This is a genomic window from Pseudomonas sp. TWR2-1-1, assembly GCF_049897045.1.
In the GTDB taxonomy this organism is placed as follows: domain Bacteria; phylum Pseudomonadota; class Gammaproteobacteria; order Pseudomonadales; family Pseudomonadaceae; genus Aquipseudomonas; species Aquipseudomonas versuta.
The window spans coordinates 449,814-474,065 of record NZ_JAFCVM010000003.1; the positions used below are offsets into that span (position 1 = coordinate 449,814).

The 24,252-nt window shown below is 59.6% G+C and carries 22 protein-coding genes and 1 pseudogene; 7 read left to right on the plus strand and 16 right to left on the minus strand.

Translation table 11 applies throughout. The features are described 5' to 3' along the window. Positions 1-52: 52 nt before the first annotated feature. From ACP7BO_RS10220 to ACP7BO_RS10240, 5 genes are all read right to left on the minus strand, one after another. Positions 53-601, minus strand: coding sequence for a hypothetical protein (locus ACP7BO_RS10220; protein ID WP_426210059.1), 549 nt, complete (start codon positions 599-601; stop codon positions 53-55). Then, a complete protein-coding gene (locus ACP7BO_RS10225) occupies positions 602-3,169 on the minus strand; it encodes a fimbria/pilus outer membrane usher protein (protein WP_426210061.1) in 2,568 nt (855 codons plus the stop codon). It lies immediately after the preceding gene. A 37-nt stretch (positions 3,170-3,206) separates the two neighbouring features. Beyond that, on the minus strand, positions 3,207-3,920 hold the full coding sequence (locus tag ACP7BO_RS10230; protein WP_426210063.1) for a fimbria/pilus chaperone family protein: 714 nt from the start codon (positions 3,918-3,920) through the stop codon (positions 3,207-3,209). Between the two features lie 172 nt (positions 3,921-4,092). Then, the gene (locus ACP7BO_RS10235) at positions 4,093-4,752 is read right to left on the minus strand and encodes a DUF1120 domain-containing protein (protein WP_426210065.1); all 660 of its coding nucleotides are present in this window, start codon (positions 4,750-4,752) and stop codon (positions 4,093-4,095) included. A gap of 397 nt (positions 4,753-5,149) precedes the next feature. Beyond that, positions 5,150-6,049: a LysR substrate-binding domain-containing protein gene (locus ACP7BO_RS10240; protein WP_426210067.1), complete on the minus strand. Its 900-nt coding sequence runs from the start codon at positions 6,047-6,049 to the stop codon at positions 5,150-5,152. A gap of 126 nt (positions 6,050-6,175) precedes the next feature. Here ACP7BO_RS10240 and ACP7BO_RS10245 point away from each other — a divergent pair, with 126 nt between their 5' ends. The 3 genes from ACP7BO_RS10245 (at position 6,176) to ACP7BO_RS10255 (ending at position 8,217) form a co-directional block, all read left to right on the plus strand. After that, positions 6,176-6,874, plus strand: a complete 699-nt coding sequence (locus tag ACP7BO_RS10245) for a CoA transferase subunit A (RefSeq protein WP_426210069.1) — start codon at positions 6,176-6,178, stop codon at positions 6,872-6,874. A 49-nt stretch (positions 6,875-6,923) separates the two neighbouring features. After that, the gene (locus tag ACP7BO_RS10250; RefSeq protein ID WP_397456788.1) at positions 6,924-7,583 is read left to right on the plus strand and encodes a CoA transferase subunit B; all 660 of its coding nucleotides are present in this window, start codon (positions 6,924-6,926) and stop codon (positions 7,581-7,583) included. Between the two features lie 136 nt (positions 7,584-7,719). Continuing rightward, a complete protein-coding gene (locus ACP7BO_RS10255; protein WP_426210071.1) occupies positions 7,720-8,217 on the plus strand; it encodes a PaaI family thioesterase in 498 nt (165 codons plus the stop codon). 120 nt (positions 8,218-8,337) lie between these two features. Here ACP7BO_RS10255 and ACP7BO_RS10260 read toward each other — a convergent pair whose 3' ends face one another. The 9 genes and pseudogenes from ACP7BO_RS10260 to ACP7BO_RS10300 form a co-directional block, all read right to left on the minus strand. After that, the gene (locus tag ACP7BO_RS10260; protein ID WP_426210073.1) at positions 8,338-9,573 is read right to left on the minus strand and encodes a M20/M25/M40 family metallo-hydrolase; all 1,236 of its coding nucleotides are present in this window, start codon (positions 9,571-9,573) and stop codon (positions 8,338-8,340) included. A gap of 87 nt (positions 9,574-9,660) precedes the next feature. Next, the gene (locus tag ACP7BO_RS10265) at positions 9,661-10,629 is read right to left on the minus strand and encodes an XdhC family protein (protein ID WP_426210075.1); all 969 of its coding nucleotides are present in this window, start codon (positions 10,627-10,629) and stop codon (positions 9,661-9,663) included. Continuing rightward, positions 10,616-12,835 carry a xanthine dehydrogenase family protein molybdopterin-binding subunit gene (locus tag ACP7BO_RS10270; protein WP_426210077.1) on the minus strand — a complete coding sequence of 740 codons (2,220 nt, stop codon included), beginning with the start codon at positions 12,833-12,835 and terminating at the stop codon, positions 10,616-10,618. Before ACP7BO_RS10270 ends, ACP7BO_RS10265 begins: the two co-directional genes overlap by 14 nt. Further along, on the minus strand, positions 12,832-13,830 hold the full coding sequence (locus ACP7BO_RS10275; protein WP_426210079.1) for an FAD binding domain-containing protein: 999 nt from the start codon (positions 13,828-13,830) through the stop codon (positions 12,832-12,834). The genes ACP7BO_RS10270 and ACP7BO_RS10275 overlap by 4 nt, the downstream gene beginning before the upstream one ends. Beyond that, entirely contained in the window at positions 13,830-14,339 is a 510-nt protein-coding gene (locus ACP7BO_RS10280) for a (2Fe-2S)-binding protein (protein WP_426210081.1), read from the minus strand. Before ACP7BO_RS10280 ends, ACP7BO_RS10275 begins: the two co-directional genes overlap by 1 nt. A 39-nt stretch (positions 14,340-14,378) precedes the next feature. Further along, positions 14,379-14,714: an RcnB family protein gene (locus tag ACP7BO_RS10285; RefSeq protein ID WP_426210083.1), complete on the minus strand. Its 336-nt coding sequence runs from the start codon at positions 14,712-14,714 to the stop codon at positions 14,379-14,381. A 121-nt stretch (positions 14,715-14,835) separates the two neighbouring features. Next, positions 14,836-15,393 (minus strand): annotated as a pseudogene (locus ACP7BO_RS10290) (DNA polymerase ligase N-terminal domain-containing protein); the annotation flags it as partial. Between the two features lie 143 nt (positions 15,394-15,536). Further along, positions 15,537-16,562 (minus strand): DNA topoisomerase IB, encoded by a 1,026-nt coding sequence (locus ACP7BO_RS10295; protein WP_426210085.1) that lies wholly within the window; start codon positions 16,560-16,562, stop codon positions 15,537-15,539. A gap of 117 nt (positions 16,563-16,679) precedes the next feature. Beyond that, a complete protein-coding gene (locus ACP7BO_RS10300; protein ID WP_426210087.1) occupies positions 16,680-17,555 on the minus strand; it encodes a LysR family transcriptional regulator in 876 nt (291 codons plus the stop codon). Positions 17,556-17,700: 145 nt separating this feature from the next. Here ACP7BO_RS10300 and ACP7BO_RS10305 point away from each other — a divergent pair, with 145 nt between their 5' ends. The 4 genes from ACP7BO_RS10305 (at position 17,701) to ACP7BO_RS10320 (ending at position 22,571) form a co-directional block, all read left to right on the plus strand. Then, the gene (locus ACP7BO_RS10305; RefSeq protein ID WP_397456781.1) at positions 17,701-18,474 is read left to right on the plus strand and encodes an SDR family NAD(P)-dependent oxidoreductase; all 774 of its coding nucleotides are present in this window, start codon (positions 17,701-17,703) and stop codon (positions 18,472-18,474) included. 36 nt (positions 18,475-18,510) lie between these two features. Beyond that, entirely contained in the window at positions 18,511-19,797 is a 1,287-nt protein-coding gene (locus tag ACP7BO_RS10310; protein WP_426210090.1) for an MFS transporter, read from the plus strand. A 193-nt stretch (positions 19,798-19,990) separates the two neighbouring features. Further along, positions 19,991-21,154: a DUF1624 domain-containing protein gene (locus ACP7BO_RS10315; RefSeq protein WP_426210092.1), complete on the plus strand. Its 1,164-nt coding sequence runs from the start codon at positions 19,991-19,993 to the stop codon at positions 21,152-21,154. A gap of 73 nt (positions 21,155-21,227) precedes the next feature. Next, complete coding sequence (locus tag ACP7BO_RS10320) at positions 21,228-22,571, plus strand: OprD family porin (RefSeq protein ID WP_426210094.1); 1,344 nt, start codon at positions 21,228-21,230, stop codon at positions 22,569-22,571. A gap of 84 nt (positions 22,572-22,655) precedes the next feature. Here the strand turns inward: ACP7BO_RS10320 and ACP7BO_RS10325 are convergent, their stop codons facing one another. Together ACP7BO_RS10325 and ACP7BO_RS10330 are read right to left on the minus strand one after the other, a co-directional pair. Then, complete coding sequence (locus ACP7BO_RS10325; protein ID WP_426210096.1) at positions 22,656-23,126, minus strand: copper chaperone PCu(A)C; 471 nt, start codon at positions 23,124-23,126, stop codon at positions 22,656-22,658. Between the two features lie 29 nt (positions 23,127-23,155). Next, on the minus strand, positions 23,156-23,761 hold the full coding sequence (locus ACP7BO_RS10330) for an SCO family protein (RefSeq protein ID WP_060692463.1): 606 nt from the start codon (positions 23,759-23,761) through the stop codon (positions 23,156-23,158). Between the last annotated feature and the right edge of the window lie 491 nt (positions 23,762-24,252).

Consider the following 24,252-nt stretch of genomic DNA (forward strand, 5'->3'; position numbering starts at 1 on the left):
GAGTCACGTGCTCCAGAATTTTTATGATTGAAAGGCACACCACTTGCGTGGCTCATGACCCGTTGACGTCGATGCGCAATTGCCCCTCGTGAACTTTGGCATCCCGTGAGCGCATATCGCTGAGCGGCAGTTGCGGAACGATTTCAAGGCTGAGCACCAGGGCCTTGCCGCGCGCCGGGCGACCAGCTTCAACGGGCACGATGACGTCACCCGGCGCGGCAGCAAGGCTCTCGACCCCGGCACCCGTAGCGCCAAGGTCACCTGGTTTGGCCAGGCCAACGGGCCGACCATCCAGTTGCGCCCTGCTCAGGCGAATGCTGACCTGCCCTTGATCGCTGAATTTCATCTGGTTGGCATGTAACGCACCGTGCAGAGTCAACTCGATGGCCGAATCGTCCCGGCAACTGGCGTTCAGGCGGATCTCGCGGCTGTCCAGCCGGTGATTGCCCTGTAGCGCTACGGCACCCGAAGGATGCTGTTGCACGCCGTAATCGAGATGGGTGTTGCTCAGCGTGATCTCGCATTCGCTGGCCAGCAACAGCGGGCTGCACACCAGTACGGGGGCCATCAGCAATGTGCGGATGATGTCGTAAAAGGTCATTTACCGGGTGCTCCCGTTGACTGCCATCAGGCTTTCGGCATCTGCGGCACAGTTGGCATTAAGGGTCTCGAAATAGCTTTCCAGGTCCTGTTCATCGGGCACCTCGAAGCTCAATTGGCAGTACTGATCGTCGCTGTGTTGAATGCGCAGCGGCCCTGCATGTTCCAGATTGTTCAGGTAGACCTGGCCGTCATCGATGACACTGGTGATGAACCCGCCATTGGCATCCAGCACACTGGCACCCTTGGCCGGAACCCCGCCGTTGCTGTCAGTGATGTGCAACAGCACGCGGCGGCTCTTGAGCACTTCGAAATCCATCTGATGCACCGAGCCACGGCTCGCAGAGAGCATTTGGTGGCCGTTTTGAATATCGATGTTGCGCGGCAAACCCTTGGTTTCCACTTGCACCCCGGTCGAGCGATAGGGGTTCAGACTGGCCACCACCGCGCGCCCGGCACTATCGGTCCACACCGGACCACTCGGGGTCTGGAGCTTGATTCCCGGCACATCGCCTACCGAGGCAATCGCAAAGCTGTCCTGTACCTGATACGGCGACAGCGTCAGGCCTTGGCCGTGTAACACCATCGCGCCGCTGGCCCGGGCGTTGAAGCTGTTGCTGGTGTCACTGCGCGAAGCCCCGAATGACGTCTGGGCGTAGGGGGTCAGCAGGCTGGCGTTGGCGGACAACTGCTGGCTGGCGTCTTCCACTTCTCGTTCAACCGCCACGTTGTAATTGAGCCGTTCAAAGCTGCTGTCATTGAAACTGGCGCCGTAACGGGTGCGATCCGAGCGCTTATTGGCGTAGGTCCGGGTACTGCGCCCGCCCCCCAAGGGCACGCTGAGTGACAGGTACATGGCGGTTTGCGGCTGGTCTTTGCGCGTGCGCCGGGGCTGGGAGTTGCGATTGAGATTGCGGCTGGTCTTTTCAACACTGGCATTGAGGTTGAAGTGTGTGAACGACTTGCTCCAGCTGGCGCTGAGGTAGTCGGTGGCATGCCCGGCAAACGACCGGGATGTCGAATAGTTGCTATTGAAACTGCCCAGCAGCGGGTCGGACCAGGTTGCCGAAACGCCGTACTGCTCCCGGCTCAGGCCACCGGGGTCGTAATCGGTATGGCGGTTGGTGGTATCCAGCAGGTCACGGTAGTCACGGTTCTGGTGGGTGGTGTTGACACTGAGGCTGATTTTTTCGCTGACCCGGGTACTCAGGCTGGCACTGGCCTGGGTGCCCGTCCCCTTGACCCGGGGAGCCCGGGAAACAACGCTGCGCAGGGTCAGTGCCGTGGCCGGGCTGAGCACCGAGTCCAGTTCCAGCGCAGCGGCCTGATAGTCGTTGTCGGCCAGCATGGCACCGGCTGAGATCTTGTTGCTGGCACCCAGCAGCCAGCCATCGCTGGCGGTGGCGATCAATGGTTTGACCCCTTGGTAACTGTCGAAGGTGCGCAATTTGCCGACGGAGAACGACGCGCCCGGCGTCGACAGGCTGGTGCGTACCAAAGACGCCGCCGCCACCGTGAAGCGCTGTTCCTGGCCATCGGCTTCAATGACCCGGACCTCAAGATCGGTATTGCTGTTGAGCGGCCGGATGTCCGACAGGCTGAAGGGGCCTGCGGGCACCACGGTGTTGTAGATCAATGCACCGGCCTGACGCACTTCGACCCGGGCCTGGGTTTGCGCGATACCGTTAACCGTCGCCCCGCCCTGGCTGCTGCCTTGCAGGGCGGCTTCAGGCACCAGTTGCAAGCCGGTGATCGGTACGCCCGAGAGTACCGAGTCGCTGATATTAATCTCGCCGACCTGCAGGGTCCGGGCCTGGTCGACAAAGGTGGTCTGGCCGTAGGTGTACAGGGTCTGGAAGTCATTGCCGTTGTCATTGGCGGTAAATGACTGGCGACTGCGCACGATCCAGTCGCCGAGATTGAAACCGATCTCGGTGTTGGCCGAATGATAATTGCTCGAGTAACTGCCCGATTTCGAGGTGTAGGTCTGCAACTCGTAATTGATCAGCCCCCCGCTGCCTCCGCCCTGATAGACCCCCCGATCCTCGGCCACCGGGCGCAAGGCATCCTGGCTCACCACCAGCCGCACTTGCTGACTGTTGGGCAGCAACTCGACTTCGGTTTGCGGGTAGGCGCCAGCAAAGTCGTAGCAAATCGCCTGAATTTCGGGGCTTTGCCCGGGATTCTTCTGCCACTGCGCCTTAGGGATTTGCAGCGCGCCCTGATCCAGTAATGCACGGTTGAAGCACAACTGGCCCTGATCATCGAACCGGGCTTCGACCTGGCCCCTGGCATTACCGTTGACCCACAAGTCGACCCGTCGATTACCGGAACCGAAGCGCGGTGCGGCCGCGAAATACTGCGCCACCCCGGGGTCGATGCCCCGGTGTTTGAGCATCTGTATATCGAATTGCGCCAGGCTGTCAGCGGGCTGACCCGTGGAGGCCGTTGCCGTCTGGGCTAAGACCTCGCCACTCAGGGAAAATAACAAACTAGACAGCAGGCTCGAACAGCTCAGGTTGCTAAACAGCGCGGTACAACCACGCGCTGCCCATGGCTTAAGAATCATCCGGGGCATCCTAAATCGACAGTGATAAGAGGGACGATCAGTTCAGCGGTGCGCTAAACGCGTTAACGGCAAAGCCGTAGAGGCTTGCGGGGGTGAACTGCACCGACTCCACCGAGGCCGGTGTGTTGTCGGGAAGTTTCACTGACAGGGATTGCCCGGCCAGGATGTAATTGTTTGGCAACTCGGCCGCCGTCTTGCCCGGAAGCAGGGTCAGTTGCTTGGTCAAACGCACCACGTAAGGGCTGTCGTTGCTCACGTTCAGGGTGTTGCCGGTACGCGTCCATTTGAGCAGCACCCAGGGATCGTTTTTCAACGCCAGGCCCTCGGGATGAATGATCACTGGCAAGTTCTGCCGCACGTTCATGGTGACGGTGGATTTACCGTCGTTGTTTTTTTGCGGGATACCGTCGAAGGTCACCCGTTTCAGACGCTGGGTCGTGATGGGCGTACGCGCCTGAACAATGAAGCGCACCAGCTGCTTTTGTCCGGGCTCGACGCGCATGATGGGTGGCGTAACCACCAGCAGGGTTTCCTTGTCTTCAGTAATGTTGGCCAGAGAGGTATATAACAATGCGGCACTGGGATGAGTATTGGTGATATTGATACTGCCTTCGCCATCCGCCACTTTTACCAGAACAATAGTGGTATCCGGCGTCATGCCGGAGGCGTGTACCGACTGGAATACAAACGCCATTAACAGCAAAACAGCGCCCCGCAAAACCTTTGAGTACTGCTTGTATGTGCAAAGCATAATCAAGACCTTTATTTAACTTGCGATGCCCGACATTATTTATGTCGCGCGCACTACTGCGCCGCCCCAATAGTCATAGGGTGAGGCAGTGACAAACATACGCAGGCGTGATGATATCTGTATAAAAGCAAATACAGCGCCGGATATCCCCGGCACTGTATTAAAGGCGCACTTACAAGTAAGTAAGTTCCATGGTTGCGTTGGCATCAATTGTCAGCGCAGTGTTCAGGTCCAGTGTATTGACCGGAGCGATCTGGGGTTTGAGAACAAAATTGCCGCTATAGGTGGTGTAAGCCGCCGGAGTGGTTTCACCCACTGGAGCAAAGGAGTTCACCCAGGTTTTGCTGGCCTGGCCATAAACTGCGTCACTCCAGTCAACGCCATTGAGGCTCATGATTACATTCGCATGGGTCTCTGCACCATTGCCCGTTACGGCTACGCTTGCGCCACCGCCATGCTGGAACCACAAGTGACCAATGGGTGCGTCAGCAGCATCTTTACCCAGGCTGAAGTGGTTATGACTGCCGGGTAGCGGGTGTGTACCGGCGCCTTCATTATTGTCAACCCAGCTGGTGCTGAGAGCTACCGGGCCGGTGCAGGTAACGTTATAAGCAACAGTCCTGTTACGCAGCGGGGTGGGTTGGTCATGATCCGGGTTGAGATCTGCAACATTGATATCGCCCAAATCCAGAGGTGCACCATTTCCGATAGTCACATCGCAGCCGGCAGGAACGATCTTGCCGGTGACCAGCAAGTCGGCCGTGGTGGCAGCCATAGCACTGCCCGAAACAGCCAGCAGACAGGTCACGAGCAAGGTTTTTTTCAAAGACATACAGTAACTTCCATATAAGTGCTCCGCTCCGGGAGCTTGATTGGTTGAGTGCAGCGGCGGCGATCTTACTCAATCATTTTGTTAAATTAAACAGGCGTTACGTCCAGCCTATTAATCCGTTCAAGATAGATTAATAATCGACGTTGCAACAAATAAGAGCATTCTTATTTATTGTGATGAGCTCCTAAATACCACCCGTCATCAAGTCGCAAGCCGACAGTATTCGCCATGTCCAATTCATTGAGCTTGCGGCCAAAATATTGAACTGCTTAAGTTCGGTTAGGGCCGCAATATAAAACCAGTGCCGCAAGGTGTTTAGGAATGTGTTACTGCAACTAGGAGTGTTTTAAAAGTACAACTAAATATTACGCCGAAGGTATCAGGGGACGCGCCGACCTCATTCACAAAACCGCTCGCCAAGCTGCTCGCCGATCAAGCTGTCAAACATCGCCTGGGCTGCCGCCGACAATTCATGGCCGGGTTTGGTCAGTATGCCCATTGCCCGTTCGACCACCGGTTCATGCAAGGTGATGCAGCGGGCACCGAGTTCGCGCATCTGTTCGGCACACAGCGCCGGAACTGCGCTGACCCCCAGCCCGCTGGCTACCATGCGCCCCACCGTAGCCAGCTGATGGCTTTCAAACTCCACCGGCAATTTCATCTGCCGCGCCTGTAGATGTTCTTCGAGCATCACCCGTACCGCCGAGGGGCGCTGCAAGGTGATAAAGGGCTGCTCAAGCAGGGTTTGCCAGTCGATCAGCAAGCGCCCGGCCCACTCCGAGTCACTGGGCACTACCGCGACAAACCGGTCCATATACAGCGGGGTAAAGGTCAGCGATGACCCCGGGCCCGGTTCGAAAGCCACCCCCAGTTCCACTTGGCGGTCACGGACCATCTCCAGCACTTGTTCGTTGATCACGTCGTTGACCGTGACGTTGACCTTGGGGTGACGGGTGCGAAAATTCTTGAGGATGCGCGGCAGCAAATTGCCGGAGAACGAGGGGATTGCCGCCAGGGTCACGCGCCCGCGCTGCAGGGTGAAACGTTGGCGCATCTCGTCCTCGGCGTTGTCCCACTCTGCAATCAGGCGCCTGGCCAGCGGCAATAGCGATTCGCCCTCGGGGGTCAGCGCCACATTGCGCGTGGTGCGGCTGAACAGCCGTCCGCCGAGCCCCTCCTCCAGCGCCTTGATCGTCAGACTCAACGCCGACTGCGACAGGTGCAGCCTTTCGCAGGCCACCGCAAAGCTCAGGCCCTGGGCTACAGCGAGGAAGGCACGCATCTGTTTCACGGTCATGGGTGGGTCCTTTTGATTGATTGTTTTACTTTACCAATTAATCGACCTTAAAAATCAATTTAACAAATCAATCCCCCGGAGTAACACTCGCTGCCATTGGCACAATCAACAATAAAAGAGGTGCATATGGCAGGTTTCGACAAGCGTGTGGCGTCCTACGAGGAAGCCCTGGCCGGTCTCGAGGACGGCATGACCGTGATTGCCGGCGGCTTCGGTCTGTGCGGAATCCCGGAAAATCTGATCAGCGAGATCAAGCGCAAAGGTACCCGTGACCTGACCGTGGTTTCGAATAACTGCGGGGTCGACGGTTTCGGCCTCGGGGTGCTGCTGGAAGATCGCCAGGTGCGCAAAGTGATTGCCTCCTACGTGGGCGAGAACGCACTGTTTGAGCGGCAATTGCTGAGTGGCGAAATCGAAGTCGAGCTGACCCCCCAGGGCACCCTTGCCGAGAAAATGCGCGCAGGTGGTGCCGGGATCCCAGCCTTCTTCACCGCTACTGGAGTCGGCACCCCAGTGGCCGACGGCAAGGAAATCCGTGAATTCAAGGGCCGGCCCTACCTGATGGAAGAGTCGATCACCGGCGACTTCGCCATAGTCAAAGGGTGGAAGGCTGACCATTTTGGCAACGTGATCTACCGCCACACGGCGCAAAACTTCAATCCGCTGGCCGCCACCGCGGGCAAGATCACCGTGGTCGAGGTTGAAGAAATCGTCGAGCCCGGCGAGCTGGACCCGACCCAGATCCATACCCCTGGCATCTACGTCGACCGGATCATTTGCGGCACGTTCGAGAAACGCATCGAACAGCTCACCGAGCGCTCCTGATCCCTGCCCCCAGCCTTAAGCTCTGGATCACAGAGCACGGAGAACAACAATGGCTCTTACCCGCGAACAAATGGCTCAGCGCGTCGCCCGCGAAATGCAAGACGGCTTCTACGTGAACCTGGGCATCGGCATTCCCACCCTGGTTGCCAACTACATCCCCGAAGGCATGGAAGTGATGCTGCAATCGGAAAACGGCCTGCTGGGCATGGGCGCATTCCCGCAAAAAGGCCAAGCCGACGCCGACATGATCAATGCCGGCAAGCAAACCGTTACCGCCCGCACCGGGGCATCGATCTTCTCCTCGGCTGAATCCTTCGCGATGATTCGCGGCGGCCACATCGACCTGACCGTGCTCGGCGCTTTCGAAGTCGACGTGCAGGGCAACATCGCCTCCTGGATGATCCCCGGCAAAATGGTCAAGGGCATGGGCGGCGCGATGGACCTGGTGGCGGGTGCGGACAATATCATCGTCACCATGACCCATGCGTCCAAGGACGGAGAGTCGAAACTGCTGTCGCGTTGCAGCCTGCCGCTGACCGGCGCCGGGTGCATCAAGCGGGTACTGACTGACCTTGCCTACCTGGAAATCGATAACGGCGCGTTCATCCTCAAGGAGCGTGCTCCCGGGGTCAGCGTCGAGGAAATCGTGCGCAAGACCGCTGGCAAATTGATCGTCCCCGAGCATGTGCCGCAAATGCAGTTCGCCTGATTCGTGCAAAAACTGTAGGAGCGAGCTTGTCTCGCGAGCCTCTTCGCTGAAAGGCTCGCGAGCAAGCTCGCTCCTACAGGGATCTTTACGTTAACGTAAGGGCATCTGGCAGACACTTTTTAAGGACGCATAGGGTATGACTCAGCACACTTGTTCCCTGCAAGACACTGCTGCGCCGGATGGCGTGTGTTACGGCTGCGGCAGCAGTAACCCCCACGGGCTGCACATCAAGAGTTTCTGGCATGAGGACGGCGTGCATGTGATTGCCGAGTACTTGCCGGATGCCAAATATTGCGGCTGGCCCGATCTGGTTTATGGCGGTTTGATTGCGATGCTGGTGGACTGCCATTCGAACTGGACGGCGATGGCCTGTCACTATCGTGCAGAACAGCGTGAGGTCGACAGCCTGCCGCGCATCAATTGCGTCACGGGCAATTTGGGGATCAAGTTCATCAAACCGACCCCGATGGGCGTGCCCCTGACCCTGCGGGCAAAAGTCGAAGGTGAAGTGGGGCGTAAAAGCCGGGTTATCTGCGAGGTGTTTGCGGGCGATGAGCTGACGGCTGTCGGTGACTCGGTGTTTGTGCGCGCAGACACCGGGCAATTGGCTTCTCGGGCACAAGGCCGGGGGTAAAAAACCCGGTAAAACCGTTCCCCGGCGATGCTATCGCTGTCAAACCGCTCCCATCCCTGTAGGAGCGAGCTTGTCTCGCGAGCTTCTTCGTTGAAAAGCTCGCTCCTACAGGGTGAGGGGTTACTTGGACAGTTTCCTGATCATTGCCACGCTCAGGTACAGCCGCGGCGCTACGCTATTCAGTTCGATGTATTCATCTTCGGCATGCAGCCCTGCCCCCACGACCCCCATGGTTTCCAGGACCGCCGGCTTGGCACTGCCCGGCACATAGGCATATCCCGCATCCGTCCCGAAACGCATGGCGATGGGCTCAACCTTCAGGCCGATATCGCCATACAACGCTTGGGCCGTCTTGGCCAGGGATTCGGAGCCGTCATTTTTGGCCAGCGGCGGTCTGCCCTTGTGGAGGGTGATCACGGTTTCGGTCTCAGGGATCAGTTTGTTCTGGGCAATGCGTTTGGCGTCAGCCAGTACCCGGTCGCTCTCGGTCACGTCCGAGTAACGCATGTCGGCTTGGGCGGTCGCCAGATCGGGGATGATGTTGGCCTTCTCGCCAGCCTTGGCCATGGTCCAGTTCACCGTGGTGCCTTTGGCCGGGTCACCCAGGTCTTTGAGTTGCACGATCTGATGCGCCAGTTCAGTCAGGGCATTGCGACCATTTTCCGGGGCGGAGCCCGCATGGGAGGACTTGCCCTTGACCTCCAGGCCGAGCTGGTTGATGCCATTGGTGGCCACGGTCACCGCGTCCTTGTCAGGCGGCTCGTAGGAGAAGACGTAGTCATGCTTGCGCGCCAGGTCGGCAATGATTTTTTTCGACCCGGCCGACCCCATCTCTTCGTCCGGGTTAAACAGCACGGTCAGGGTGCCGTAGTCCTTGAACTGTTGGTCCTGTAGCAGCTTGACCGCATGCAGGATCATCGCCACGCCGCCTTTGGCATCGGCAACACCCGGGCCATAGGCGCGCTCACCCTCGGTGCGAAATGGCCTTTTGGCCACAGTTCCGGGTCCGAATACGGTGTCGTAGTGCACCATCAGCAGGAAGTCCTTATCACCGGTGCCCTTGAAGGTGCCGACGATATTGTCCCCGGCCGAAGGGGTTGCCGGGCGGGTCTCGACGCTAGCGCCAAGGTCCTGCAAGCGCTTGACCAACAGCGCACTGACCTGGTCCAGGCCCGGCTTGGTGCCGGTTCCGGTATCCACCGAGACCAGGGTTTTCAGGGTGTCCAGGTAAGCGGGTTGTTCGGCCCGGGCCTGGGCCAGCAACGCTTGAGGGGTAATGTCGGCGGCGTTGACGGTCGCGCTGACAACCAGCGCCAGAACGGTGGCTGCGGTGAAGGGAAAGCGGGACAACTGCATAGGTGAGACCTCGATCCGTGACGGGTAATTATTGTTAGGGGTTCATTTGTAACCCATGTAGCACTGCAGATGTCAGGTTCCGGCCGTTTAAACATCTCGCCGGCCAATGCCATTGGAGACGCGCAAGATATCGGCCATCACGGCGAGAGCTATTTCAGCCGGGGTCTTGCTCCCCAGACGCAGGCCGATCGGCGCATGAATGCGGGCCAGTGCCCGGGCATCAAGGCCGCCAATGCGCGCCAGGCGCTCGATCCGCTTGTCACTGGTGCGCTGCGAGCCCATGGCGCCAATGTAAAAGGCTTCGGTTCTTACCGCCTCCATCAGTGTCAGGTCATCCAGCCGGGGATCATGGGTCAGGGCCACCACCGCAGTAGCCGCGTGACAGCCACCCTCCTCGATGAAGACCGAGGGCAAGCGCGGGTGGACATGCACGCCCGGCAGTGCAAAGCCTTCAAGCACTTGGGGGCGTGGATCACAGACCACCACTTCGTAACCCAACGCCAGGGCAAAACTGGCGCAAAACTCGGCCACCGGGGACAGGCCGGCCAGTAGAAGACGCACCACGGGCCCCACCCGGATCAATATTTCATGCGCTGCCACTTGCACCCGCGGGCCATTCACCGTGCCCGGTAAAACACGTCGGGACAGGCCGCCCGGCGTAACGCCCCGGGTCGTTACACACTGCCCGGTCAATGCCTGTCTGAGTATTTCCAGATGCTCAAGTGTCTGTGGTTCGGGCGCCAGGTATTCGATCAATACTTCCAGCACGCCGCCGCACGGTAACTCAAGGGTGGGCGCCAGGCCTCCGTCGCCATAACGCACCACCTGATTGACCGGGGCAAACTGCCCGGTGCACAGGCGCTCCATGAAGTCTTCTTCGACGCAGCCTCCTGACAGCGACCCGCGATGTTCACCACTGGCCATGGCCACCAGCATCGCCCCCGGTCCTCGCGGGGCGGAACCGAAGGTTGAGAGTACGGTGCACAGCCACACCGGTTGGCCCGCGGTCACCCAGTGCTGAGCCTGCTGGATGACCTGCAAGTCAAGGGAGTCCATGCATCAACTTTTCCTTGGTGATCGGCAGCCCGCGGATGCGTTTGCCGGTCGCGTGGTACACCGCGTTGGCGATGGCGGCGGCGAGCCCGGTGATACCGATTTCACCAATGCCGCGGGCACCGAACTCGCTCAGGTTGAGGTCCGGGTAATCCAGCAGCGTGATATCGATCACGGGTTGATCGGCGTGCACCGGGACCACGTATTCGGCCAGGTTGTTATTGACCGGCAGCCCGCTGAGCGGATCAAACTCGCCCGCTTCGAACAGCGTCATGCCGATGCCCATCACAATCGCCCCCTCAACCTGATTGCTGGCCGCCAGCGGGTTGACCACCTTGCCCACATCAATGGCGCTGACCACCCTCGCCACCCGCAATCTGGAGATGCCGGGGTCCCAGCGGACTTCGACGAAATGGGCGCCAAAGGAGCGGTATGACCAGGTGCCGGTCTTCGCTGCGCCACTCTTGAAGGCGCCCTCGGCATGTGACAGGCGCTGCGTGTTCAGTACCTCGCAGAACGATACCCGCTGCTTGCCGCTGACCAGTTGCCCCGCCTCCACCTTGAGGGTTTCAGGTTTTTTACCGGCGAACTGACCGGCGCTCAACACCGCATACTCGCGCAGTTTGTCCAACGCCTGGCGCGTCGCGCCCGCGATGGCCGGCATCACACTTGAGGTGGCCCATGAACCACCGGACATGGCGCCCGGCGGGTACGCCGAGCTGCCCAGCTGAACCTCAATGCGATCCAGCGCCAACCCGGTCAACTGGCTGACGGTTTGCGCAACGATGGTATAGGTGCCGGTGCCAATATCCTGCAGGCCGCACTGGGCCAGCGCCGTGCCGTCGGCACGCAGGATCACCCGCGCATCGGTTGGCACCTGGGACGCCTCCCAGTTACAGGCACCCATGCCATAGCCAATGATTTCGTCGCCGTCACGCATCGATCCAATGGCAGGGTTGCGCTGCTGCCAGCCAATTTTTTGCGCGGCGACTTCGATGGCTTCTTGCAAGTGGTTGCTGGACCACGGCAGGCCGACGCTTTCGTCCATGGACGCCATGTTCAGCAGGCGAAAATCCATGGGGTCGATCCCTGCCGCCTCGGCCATTTCATCAATCGCCGATTCCAGGGCAAACAGCCCCGGCGCCGCACCGGGGGCACGCATGGAGGTGGGCGTGCCACGGTTGACCGGCACATTTTTGTGGCTGACCAGTACATTCGGGCAGGAATACAGGCTTTTGCTTACAGAACCGCAAGGCTCGGTGTAGGCGTCGGTGGTGGAGGTGCTGTTGTGCGATTCGTGGCGCAGCGATACCAGTTTGCCGCTGCTGTCGGTGGCCAGCCGCATGCGCTGCGAAGTCTCTGCCCGGTGCCCCGAAGTGGTGAACATCTGCTGGCGTGGCAGCATTAGCTGGACCGGCCGGCCGCTGACTTTCGCCGCGGCGCAGGCGGCGATGGAATGCGGCCATGGCCAGAGTTTGCTGCCGAATCCAGAGCCAATAAACGGCGCCCGCACTTCAACCCGGTCCGGCGGCAAATCGAACACGTTGGCCAGCACATTGCGGTGATTGACCACGCCCTGAGTGCTTTCATACACAAACAGGCGGCCATCCTCCCACCATGCGGTGGTGGCGTGCATCTCCATCGGGTTGTGGTTTTCCACGGGGGTGGTGTAGGTCACGTCAATGGATCTGGCAGCCGAGGCATACGCCGCTTGCGGGTCGCCCCGGGTATGGCCTGCCCCGCCATCCTTGCCCTGATGGGTGGCCATGGCTTCGGCCAGGCTCCTGACCGGTTCGCCAACCTCGTACTCGACAGTGACCCTATAGGCTGCGGCTCTGGCCTGCTCAAAACTCTCGGCCAGCACCAGCGCCACAAACTGGCCCGGATAAGACACCCGGTCATCTTCAAAGGGTGTACGAAACTCATCGACCTTGCTGGCACTGAGGATCTGCGCCATGTCCATGGCCGCCGCAGGCGTACGATAGAGCTTGGGGCAGTTGCCATGATGCAGCACGCTGATCACCCCCGGCATCGCGGCCGCCTGCCGGTCATCGATGTTGCAAATACGGCCGTGGGCAATGGTGCTGTAGACCCCATAGGCATACAGCATGCCTGGCTGGGGGTGCTCGGCTGCGTAGCGTGCCGCGCCGCTGACCTTGAGCCGGCCATCAATCCTGCGTTGAGCAATACCGATAATTGGCTGGTTCATAGTGACTCCTGGGTGGTGAGGTCACGAAGATTGCGCACAATCACCTGTTGCCCGAGCGGGATCTTGAACCCGTTATGTTCATAAGGCCGCGCGTCTTGCATGGCCAGCGCGGCGACCCGGGCAAAGGTATCCGCTGACACCTTTTGCCCGGTCAGACTGTTTTCGGCCTCAACCGCACGCCAGGGTTTGGTGCCTACGCCGCCCAGGGCAATCCGGGCCTGAGTGATCAGCTGTCCTTGCTGCACAACGATGATGGCGCTGGAGGCCAGGGCAAACTGGTAGGAGCTGCGGTCGCGCAGTTTCAGATATGAGGAGCGGCTGCCGGGCAGCGGTGCGTCCAGCGTCACATGGGTAATCAGTTCGTGCTCAGCCATGGCGTGCTCAAGCCACGGGGTTTCGCCGGGCAATAAATGAAACTCGCCGAAATCGACATCCCGGGTACTGCCATCGCGACTTTGCAAGGTGACTTGCGCGCCAATGGCGGTCATGGCCACACACATGTCCGAAGGGTGGGTTGCGATGCAGTGATCACTGGTGCCCAGCACGGCATGCACACTGCGATTCAGACCGCTGATGGCAGCACAACCGGAGCCGGGTTCGCGCTTGTTACAAGCCGAGACGCCATCGCGAAAGTAGTTGCAGCGCACCCGCTGCATTACATTGCCGCCGGTGCTGGCTTTGTTGCGTAACTGCGTGGACGCGCCGGCGAGAATGGCCTGGGCCAGCACCGGGTAACGCTCACGCACCAATGGATGGCACGCCAGTTCGGTGTTGCTGACCAGGGTGCCGATACGCAAGCGACCGTCCGGTAATGCCTCGACTTGCTTGAGCGCCAGCTGCTTGAGGTCGACCAGATGATCAGCCGGCATCACATCCAGCTTCACCAGGTCCAGCAGCGTGGTGCCACCGGCCAGATAAAAACTGTGGGGTTGAGTAGACGCATGCTCGATGGCTTGGTCAGGAGAACCGGGACGTACATAGTCAAAGGTGCGCATCAGACGTCCCTGCCTATTTTGGTCCGCGCCGACTGCACGGCCGCCAGAATATTTTTGTAGGCGCCGCAGCGGCAGATATTGCCGCTCATGGCCTCCCTCACGCTGGCGTCATCGGCCGCAATATTCGGGTCATTGAGAAGGGCGACGGCACTCATGATCTGCCCCGGGGTGCAGTAACCGCACTGAAACGCGTCATGCTCCCAGAAGGCTTCCTGCACCGGGTGCAGCCGGTCCCCTTCGGCCAGGCCTTCGATGGTGGTAATGCTGTCGCCCTCATGCTGCACCGCCAGCGACAGGCAAGAATTGATCGCTTCACCATTGACCAGCACGGTACAGGCACCGCACTGGCCATGATCACAGCCTTTTTTGGTTCCATACAGGTGCAAGCGGTCGCGCAGCACGTCCAGCAAAATCGCGTTGGCCGGTGCCACGAGGGTATGTGATTGACCGTTGACCTGCAGGATGACGGGTTGCTCGCCGCGTGGTGCAAGTGCGTTCGGGTTTGTCATCAGGATCACCTTGAGCGTGGGGGGCTGCGCATGCAGAACCTATTTGGTCAGGACCTTGGCGTCCTTGCTGCGTATCTCCTTGATCACCGAGTTGACCCGGTTGACCAGGACGTAATGCCTGCTGATTTCAACCCATTGCTCGGTATCGGTGGGTTGCGGCAGCCCCTTGGCTTTCCAGTTTTTTATCGCGGCCGTGTCGCGGGTGTATTGATCCGGTGCCTTGTCGCCTTTGCCATAGCAACTGCTCAGGTCCATGGACTCGGCCAGGATCTGGCCCGGTTTGCAGTCACTGGCCTTGTCATCGTCAGCCTGTGCTGCGAAAGGCACTGCACACAAAAGACCGGCCAATATTGATGCAGAAATAATGCTGCGCATGTTCACCTCGTTGTGGTTACCGGCCAGACACCGGTTTGGGGTATAGAAACGGTGGACCCGTGCAGCACGGCTAACGTTCCCTTTACCTGAATCAGGCTTTCCCTGGCGTTTGCTTTGCCGGTCGCGGTTTGAGGGTGCGACCACTGATTACGGATTCCGGCCGCTGGGTGAGCACATCAAAATCGGACTCCGCTCTGGCGGCATCGTCCTGGTGCTTGATCAAAAACCAGAGTTGCTTCTTGCCCTCTTGCTGTGAACGCACCAGGCTCCAGACGCCTTGCAGCTTGTGGCCCTCGAGTTCGAACTGCAGCCTGCCTTTTTTGAACGACTGGACCGGGTCGCCAACGGGCTTCCACACCCCGCGATCCCAGACAATCACATCCCCTGCCCCATAGTGGCCTTCAGGGATATGACCTTCGAACGAGGCGTAATCCAGTGGATGGTCCTCCACTTGCACCGCCAGACGCTTGACCTGAGGGTCCAGGCTTGGTCCTTTAGGCACCGCCCAGCTCTTGAGCGTGCCTTCTAGTTCAAGGCGAAAATCGTAGTGCAGGTGGCTTGCATCATGCTTCTGGATACAGAACCCATGGCGTTGCGAAGCCTTTTCAGCTGCGCCGCCAGGTTGCGGCGTGGCTGAAAAAACGGGTTTTTTTTGGTTTTCATCCCGCGTGTCGTTCATGACGGATCCTCTTTGTTCGCTGCCAAAATCCTGGTCCGTGATTGCCCCTGATTCCTACGCCTGGATCACGATTGCTGCGCAACCGGACGTAGCCTTCGGCAACTGCTACGCATATCAGGTTCGTCCTGGAGCAGGAGTTCCTTCTATTTCTCGACCGGGGCGGCTTCGAGCATCTTTTCGAGGAACATCGCCAGGCCGACTTCTTCTGCCTTGAGACCCTTGCGCACCCTGGGCCGGGGCAATTGGGCCAGGTCTCCCGCTACAAACCCTTCAAGTACGGCCGGGTGGATGTAGCACTTGCGGCAGACGGCCGGTGTGTTACCCAAATGCCTGGCCACGCTTTTGACCATGTCCACTACATGCCGTCTGGCCTCGGCCTGGGGTTGCCATTGCAGTTCGCGCAACACCGATAACGCCATGGCGCTACCGGCCCAGGTGCGGTAGTCCTTGGCCGTGAAGTCAGCGCCGGTGAGGCTGTGCAGGCAGGCATTGATGTCGGAAGAACTGACAGTGTGGCGCTCGCCATTTTCGTCTAGGTACTGAAACAGGTTTTGCCCCGGAAGCTCCAGGCAGCGCTTGATGATCCGCGCCACACGCCGGTCCCTGACTGAAATGTTGTGCTCTACCCCGCTTTTGCCGCGGAAGCGGAACTTGATGGTGCTGCCGCTGACCTCGACATGCCGGCTGCGCAGTGTGGTCAGGCCATAGGATCGGTTGTCCCTGGCGTACTGGCTGTTGCCGACCCGGATCAGCGTCGCATCGAGCAAGGTAATCACCGTGGCCATGACCTTGTCGCGGCTGAAACCGGGGGCCGCCAGCAGGCTGTCCAGCTGCCGGCGCAGCTTGGGCAAGGCCAGGCCAAAATCCCGCAGCCGGGAATATTTATCGGCGTCGCGCACTTCCCGCCAGCGGGCGTGATAGCGGTATTGCTTGCGGTTGCGGGCATCGCGCCCGGTGGCTTGCAAATGGCCGCGCGGGTCAGCGCAGATCCAGACCTCTGTATAGGCCGGAGGAACGGCCAGGGCATTGATCCGTTCAATTTCCACGGGATCGGTAATGCGCTGCCCGGCCGAGTCAAAGTAGGCGAACTTGCCGCGCAGTTTCTTGCGCGTGATACCTAGCTGCGTGTCATCGACATAGTGCAGATCAGGGGGCAACACGTCGGACATGGCGCTCATCCTGTTCAGGAATTAATGGACCCTTAACACCATGGACCACAGCGGCTGGCGGACGTGCCGAGGATTTTGCCGGAGGTTTTTCTACGGTTGCGGCTGACGCACCCGGCCTTACAGGATCTCGTTCAACAGGTTGAACACCGTCAACTTCACCGCGCTGTTCAAGTCCACCCACGCCAGGCCGGTGGTTGCACGATAGCTGCCCAGGTCCAGCGGCCGGGAGATGACATTGGCGGGTAAGGCACGTCCGGCATTGGCCGGGAGCAGGCCAATGCCGAGCCCGGCAGAGACCAGTGCCAGCATGGTGGTGAACTCCCCCAGTTCCGAGGCCAGTTGCAGCTGTACGCCCTGGCTGTTGAGCGATTGCATCAGTTCATCGTAGAAACCCGGTGCGTAGCGCCTGGCCAGAATAAACACCGGCACTTGGGCAAGTGCGCTGGCAGGTACCGAGTCATAGGCGGCCAACGGGTGCTCGCCCGGCAGCGCAAGGATGAAGGTCTCCTGCAGCACTTCGCGGGTTTGAATGCCGGGGATGACGGCAGGCAAGCGCATCAGCCCGAAATCCAGCTGGCCGTTTTTCAGTGCAGTGGCCTGGTCCGGCCCCGGCATGTCCTTGAGTTCCAGCTCAACCCGCGGCAACCGCGTGTGCAATGCCCGCACCAGGGCGGGCAAAAGGTGCGGTAACACTGAGGACACAAAACCAAAGCGCACCCGGCCGATCTCGCCGCGCCCCGAAGCTCTGGCCACATCCGCGGCATGGGCGGCTTGATGCAGGGTGGCCCGGGCTTCAGGCAGAAATACCGCCCCCACTTGCGTGAGCATCACCGAGTGCCGGTTGCGCTCGAACAGGCGTACGCCCAGCTCTTCTTCGAGGAGTTTTATTTGCGTGCTCAGGGCCGGTTGCACGATGGACAGCCGTTGTGCAGCGCGGCCGAAATGAAGCTCTTCGGCCAGGGTCACAAATGATTTCAGATGTTTGATTTCCAACGATTTGCTCCGCTTTGCCAGCCTCTGAATGTGGTGATCAAAGTATTTGATCACCACATCAACAATTACGATTGGACGCTGTTCGCGGCCTGGGGTGAAGTACCGTCCGGGCCTACGAACATAATAAACGGCCCGGGAGAACAGCATGTCATTCAATATCACGAGCTTCCAGCTCAATGGGCGCAGGGCTTTGATCACCGGTTCCGGAAAAGGCATTGGCCTTGAGCTGGCCAGGGGCCTGGGCGCCGCCGGTGCAACGGTGGTGATCAATGATCGCAATATCGACAAAGCCAGCCGGGTGGCCAGCCAATTACGCGACGAAGGTATCAGCGCAGAGTTCGCGGTGTTCGACGTCACCGATCGCGAACAGCTATTTGCCGCCATCAACACCTTTGAGGCCGAGACCGGGGCCATCGATATCCTGATCAACAACGCCGGGATCCAGCGCCGCGCGCCCCTTGAGGAGTACGACGCCAATGACTGGCATGACCTGATGCGGGTCAATCTGGATGGTGTGTTCCATGTGTCCCAGGCGGTTGCCCGGCACATGATTGCCCGTGGCCGCGGCAAGATCATCAACATCTGTTCAGTACAAAGCGAACTGGCCCGGCCAACTATCGCGCCTTATGCCGCGTCCAAGGGCGCGGTGAAAATGCTCACCAAAGGCATGTGTGCCGAATGGGCGCGCCACGGGATTCAGGCCAATGGCCTGGCACCGGGGTACTTTGCCACCGAGATGAACCGCGCCCTGGTGGATAACCAAGAGTTCAGCGAGTGGCTGTGCAAACGCACACCCGCAGGACGTTGGGGCCAGGTCGAGGAGTTGTGCGGCGCGGCGGTATTTCTGGCCTCCCCTGCCTCGGACTTTATTAACGGTCAAACCCTGTTTGTGGATGGCGGCCTGACCAGCGTTGTATGAACCCGCAGCTGAAAAAAACAATAACAGGGGACACCCATGAGCACCTTTGAACAAGCGCCACTGGCGCGCGATGCCATCACCCAGGGCAAGGGTTTTGCACCCAGGCGCTGGCTGTATCTGATTCCGCTGATTTTCATCACCTATAGCCTCGCTTACCTGGACCGGGCCAACTACGGCTTTGCCAGTGCTGCCGGGATCGAGCAGGACCTGGGCATCACCAAGGGCATGTCATCGCTGATCGGCGCCCTGTTCTTCCTCGGGTACTTTTTCTTCCAGGTACCCGGAGCGATCTACGCGCAGAAATACAGTGTGCGCAAACTGGTGTTCTGGAGCCTGATCCTGTGGGGGTTGTGCGCCATGGCCACGGGGCTGGTTACCAATATCCCGATGCTGATGATCATTCGGGTATCGCTGGGCATTGTCGAAGCGGCCGTGATGCCGGCGATGCTGATTTTTATCAGCAACTGGTTTACCCGCAAGGAGCGTTCCCGGGCCAATACCTTTCTGGTACTGGGCAACCCGGTGACCGTGCTGTGGATGTCGGTGGTGTCCGGGTACCTGATCCAGGCCTGGGGCTGGCGCGAGATGTTTGTGATCGAGGGCGCGCCTGCCGTGCTGTGGGCGTTTGTCTGGTGGCGCATGGCCCGGGACAAGCCCGAGCAGGTCAGCTGGCTGACCCGGGACGAAAAGACCCAACTGGCCGCGACCCTTGCAGATGAACAAAAAGGCTTGCAACAGGTGCGTAATTACCGTCAGGCCTTTACCAGCCCGATCGTGATTCAGCTCTGCTGTGTACACGCGCTTTGGAGTATCGGTGTGTACGGCTTCATCATGTGGCTGCCGACCATTATCAAACAGGCTGCGGCAGCCGACATTGTGACGGTGGGCTGGCTGAGCGCAGTGCCTTACGTGGCCGCCGTTGCAACCATGCTGGCCGTGTCTTGGGCCTCGGACAAAACCCAGCAACGCAAACACTTTATCTGGCCGCTACTGGCGCTGGGGGCCCTGGCGTTTTTCTGCTCCTACCTGCTGGGCTCTTCGCACTTCTGGCTGTCGTTTGTTTTGCTGTGCATTGCCGGTGCGGCGCTTTACGCCCCTTACGGGCCGTTCTTTGCACTGATCCCGGAACTGCTGCCGGCCAACGTGTTCGGCGGCGCCATCGGCCTGATCAATGCCTGCGGGGCGCTGGGTGCCTTTGTCGGTTCATGGATCGTGGGCTATCTGATCGGTCTGACCGGCAACCCGGGTGGCGCTTATATCTTCATGACGGCCGGGGTTCTGTCTTCTGCATTGCTGATGGCATGGATCAAAGTACGGCGTTAAGTCTGTAGAGGCTGCCCTGTAGGAGCGAGCTTGCCTCGCGAGCTTTTCCTCGCCGCGCTGAAGAGCTCGCGAGGCAAGCTCGCTCCTACACAGGCAGGCTCGCTCCTGCATAGGTTCGTCGGGGATGACATCCCAGCTAGAAACGTTATAAGGTAACGACAACTTATACATTCATTGTCTGTGACCCCCCTTCATGCCAACCGTACCCCAAGCCCCACCCTCAGCTCAGCGCCTGCCGTCCATTGATGCCCTTCGGGGTCTGGTTATCCTGTTTATGCTGCTGGACCACGTGCGCGAGACTTTCTTCCTGCACCGTCAAGTGGCTGACCCCATGAGCATCGACAGCACCGAGCCGCTGCTGTTTCTCAGCCGTACCCTCGCTCACCTGTGTGCCCCGGTGTTTGTGTTGCTTACCGGACTGTCGGCGTATCTGTACGGCGAAAAATATCAGGGCAAGCGTGACGTCTCGGCATTCCTGTTCAAGCGCGGCCTGTTTCTGGTGGTGCTGGAGTTAACCCTGGTGAATTTCGCCTGGACCTTCCAGCTCCCGCCGTCGGTCATCTATCTGCAGGTGATCTGGGCCATCGGGTTAAGCATGATCGCCCTGGCCGCGCTGGTGTGGCTGCCACGGCCGGTCCTGTTATTGCTCGCCATTGGCATCATCGCCGGGCATAACCTGCTCGACACGCTGCACTTTGCTGCAGGCTCGGCGCTGCATGTGCCTTGGGCGATTTTGCATGACCGGGGCTGGATCGAGTTTTCCGACAGCCTGCGCCTGCGCACTTCCTACCCGGTATTGCCGTGGATCGGCGTGATTGCCCTGGGCTACTGCATCGGGCCCTGGTTCGCCCGTTGTGCTTCGGCGGCCGTGCGTCAGCGTTATCTGTTGCTCGCGGGTGCTGGCGCGCTGCTGGGGTTTGTCGCGCTGCGTTTGCTTAACGGTTACGGCGAGGCGCAGTGGGTGGCGCATGACCATCCGGTGCAGACGCTGATGAGTTTTTTCAACATCACCAAATACCCGCCTTCGCTGCTGTTCCTGACCCTGACCCTGGGTGTCGGCCTGTTGCTGTTACTGGCCTTTGAGCGGGTCCGACAGGGCAAATGGATCGCCGTGCTGGCCGTGTTTGGCGCCGCGCCGATGTTCTTCTATCTGCTGCACTTGTATGTGCTCAAAGTGCTGTATCTGCTGAGCGTGGCGCTGTTTGGTCTGAATCAGGGCAGCTACTTCGGGTTCGAGGGTATGGGGCCGGTGTGGCTGACGGCGGTTTTGCTGGCAGCTGCGCTTTACCTGCCAGTGCGCTGGTTTGCCGGGCTTAAAGCCCGGCGCAGAGATATTTCCTGGTTGAAATATCTCTGATACGAGCAGCGATTTCTGGCGGTTCAACTAACATGCGCCCGTCAATCCCCTTTACTCCGTTACAGGTTCCGTAATGACAGCTGTCCATACTCGCTCGGCGATCCTTCTGGCTCTCGCAAGCCCCCTGGCCCTGGCCGACTCCGCGCAATCACAGTCCGCCGGCTTGATCGGTGACAGCACCTGGAGCCTGGTCAACCGCACGGTTTACGACAGCCGCGAGTATCGCCACGGCGCCCGCAACAGCGGAGCTCGCAATGCCTATAAACCGCGCGCGGAACGCAATGGCTATGCCGAGGAATGGGCCTACGGGTTGATGGGCACGTTGCAATCAGGTTTTACCCAGGGCCTGATCGGGGTCGGGGTGGATGCCCACGCCTACCTTGGCGTCAAACTGGACAGTGGTGGTGGCCGCGCTGGCAAGGCGCGCCTGCTGGGTCTGGATAACGACGGCTACCCCAAGGACAACTTCGGCCGTGGCGGTGCGGCGATAAAACTGCGCATGTCGGACACCGTGCTGTCCTGGGGCGAACAACGGGTCAAAACCCCGGTGTTCAGCTCATCCGACAGCCGCCTGCTGCCGGAAACCGCCACTGGAGTGTTTTTGACCAGCAATGAATTCAATGCCCTGAAGATGGTCGGCGGGCATTTCACCGGGAGCACCGACCGTAACGCCAGCAGTCACGACCAAGGCTTTGTGGTCAATTACTCCAACGGCCCCAAAGGTGATGCCTTCGACCTGGCCGGGGTGGTCTATACGCCGAGTAAAAATCTCAGTGCCAGCCTTTACAGCTCGCGCTACGAGGACACCTGGAACCAGCAGTATCTGGGCGCCCTGTACAGCCAGGCGATTGATGAGAACCGCTCGCTGACGTTCAACTTCAACCTGTATCGCACTACCGATGAAGGCAAGGCGCTGTCAGGCAATATCGACAACACCACCTGGAGCCTGATGAGCACCTACGCTCAGGGCCCCCACAGTTTCAGCCTGGGTTATCAGAAGGTGCATGGCGATACGCCGTTCGACTATGTAACGCGGGGAGCGATTTTTCTCACCAATGCCGTACAGCTGTCTGACTTCAACGCGCCAAACGAACAATCGTGGCAGGCCCGTTACGACCTGGGGATGACGCCGTGGGGCATGCCCGGCCTGGTGTTCAGCGCTGCGTATGTGCGGGGCAGCCAGATCGACGGCAGTCATGTTGACCCCCGTGGCGGCTATGCGTATCTGGGGTATGGCAAGGGCGGGAAACACTGGGAGCGGGACCTGGAAGCACGCTATGTGATTCAGAGCGGTACCGCGAAGGGCACCATCCTGTCACTGCGTCATAACGTGCATCGGGGCAATACAGCCCAGGCCGAACTGGATACCGATCAGATCCGGCTGGCCGTTGAATACCCGCTGACCGGACGTTTTTAACGGCCGGGCGACTGACTCCTGTAGGAGCGAGCTTTTCAACGCAGCATTTAAGAGCTCGCGAGCAAGCTCGCTCCTACGGGGGGATCAGTGATGCATGGCGCCGTGGTCATGCATGTTCATCTGCATGCTGTTCAGGGCGCGGGCCTTGGCCGTGACTTCAATGGCTTCTTTGACCCCTTTGCTGTCTTCGACGATCAGGGTCAGCGGTACGGTGTCACCCTCTTTGATCTGCCCCGTCAGGTCCATCAGCATCACGTGGTAGCCCTCTGGATCAATGGCGACGGTCTTGCCGGCCGGCAATGCCACCGAGGGTACTGCGTGCATGCTCATGACGTCATTTTTCATCGTCGACTCATGGATCTGCACCGTTTTGGCAACCGGGGATTTGACTTCGACCAGCTTGCTGTCGGAACTGGCGGTGATGTGCATGAAGGCACCGCTCGAAGGCTGGCCGGCAACAGTCGCGCGGACCCAGGCATCATCGACCACGGTTTGCGCCGAAACATGCAGGCTCATGCCCAGCAGGGACAGCAACAGATACTTGACGGGTTTCATAGGAATGGCTCATTCAAAGGTGCGTTAAATCAGCAGACTGACATGACGGTGAGCAGGTCTTCGGTGCACTGCTTGGCCGACAGCGAAGGTGACAGGCCCATGCGCAGCACGCCACGGGAATCGAAGACGAAACTGGTGGCGGTGTGCGACAGGGTATAGGAGTCGCCGGTAGGGATTTTCTCGTAAAAAACCTTGAATTCCTTGGCCGTGGCCGCTGTTTCTTCCAGGGTGCCGGACAGCGCGATAAACGTCGGATCGAAGGCTTTTACATAGGCATCGAGCATGGCGGGCTTGTCACGTTCGGGATCGAGGGTGATAAACACCACCTGCAACCGGTCACCGTCGGGGCCCATCATTTTCTTGGCCTGGGCAGCACGGGCCAGCGCAGTCGGGCATACGGCCGGGCACTGGGTAAAGCCGAAGAAAATCATCGGCATCATGCCGCGGAAACTGCCCAGCATCATTTCGTTGCCATCGACGTCCCGCAGCTTGAACTTGCGCCCCAGGATTTCATTGCTCAGGTCTTTTGCGTACTTGTATGACAAACCGCTGCCCATGTCGCAGCCGGCAAGCAAACCGAGACCGAGCACGCCAAGTCCTGCAACCACATGGCGGCGAGTCAGTAATTCATTCATGTATGAGGTTCCTTTAAGCGGCTTTTATTACCAATAAAAGCCTTCACCCGGCGCAGTACGCGGCAGGTGTGTGCGTTGCCCGGGCATTAGGCTCAAGTACGCACGATTGCTGTGGGGTAGACGCGTTTCATGGGCGCCAAATTTAACACTCTCACCTGCGGCCCGCACGGCCGGACTGCCCCGCGGTAGTGCACATGGTCGCTCGCAGCCAGCCAAACCGGGCGATAACGGGGCGACCTGCGACATATCGCCTCAGGTCAGTTTTTTCGGCCCGCAACAGGCTGAATGCCCTGCCCGCCTGGCGAGTCGCGATAAAGAGCAGAGGTCAAGCCTGCCGGGGCTGTCAGTGCACACGAATACGTATCAACTTGTAAGCAAGATCATGATCGGGAACACAAATCCCGGCATATTTTTCACATCTACTTCACCTCGCCGCCACCTGTCGCCCTCTAATGTGCCCGCCATAAATCACGCCCATCAGGGGTTCGCAG